This is a genomic window from Vibrio sp. 1249-1, assembly GCF_033340495.1.
The window spans coordinates 1-725 of sequence record NZ_JAWOWJ010000485.1; the positions used below are offsets into that span (position 1 = coordinate 1).

The following is a 725-nucleotide window of genomic DNA, read 5'->3' on the forward strand; positions in this document are numbered from 1 at the left end:
AATTGGATTCGCTCTCCTGGTTTTCTTGCCGGGTATCCGTCACGAGCTGGTATGTCCGGACAAACTTTATAAGGAACCTTGCGAGGGATGCGTTCGTGAGTACGTGGATCGTTCCAACTGAAGTTCTGTATTTGCTCTGTAGGGGGAGACAGTTCGAGGAAGTGACCTGCGGCATACCAAAGGATCAGTTCTTGCCCTTTGTAGAAGCCTGAATATAATCCACCTTGCTTTCTAAGATTCAAAGCTGATGCGATCTTTTCAGCTTGAGAAGACTTCTCTGCAATAGCGACCCACATGGCTATTCTCCTAGTTTATTGACTGCGTGTATTCGGTGAGAAATCCAACGACCATACTCAGATTCAATATCAGCAAAGTGCTTCATTGCTTTCAGGCGGTACGAGTAATGAAAATATTTATTGTCTGAAGTTGCATATCGATGGTAGTTAGCGAGGCCTTTAAAAATGTCATTCGTTGCGTTTAATCTTCTGGCCAGAATGACACCACCAATAAATAGATTTGCACATACATCATCTCTGACGTCTTCCCAGTTTATAGTCACACCAAGCTTACGAAACTCTTGATCCCAAACCTTAGGGTTAACTTGTATTATTCCTAAATCACCAGAACCGTTCTTGGCTTTCTGGTCAGCTCCTGGCCAACCATTCTCGCTTCTCATGATTGTACGTATGTATTTAGGATGTATATTGTTTAGCTTGCTAGAGATT

The 725-nt window shown here is 42.9% G+C and carries 2 protein-coding genes; both read right to left on the reverse strand.

What is annotated here, in order from left to right; genetic code table 11:
* A partial coding sequence (locus R7Z50_RS27130) for a hypothetical protein (protein ID WP_318149703.1) occupies positions 1-296 on the reverse strand: 296 nt, incomplete at its 3' end.
* Positions 297-298: 2 nt separating this feature from the next.
* A partial coding sequence (locus R7Z50_RS27135; protein WP_318149704.1) for a transglycosylase SLT domain-containing protein occupies positions 299-725 on the reverse strand: 427 nt, incomplete at its 5' end.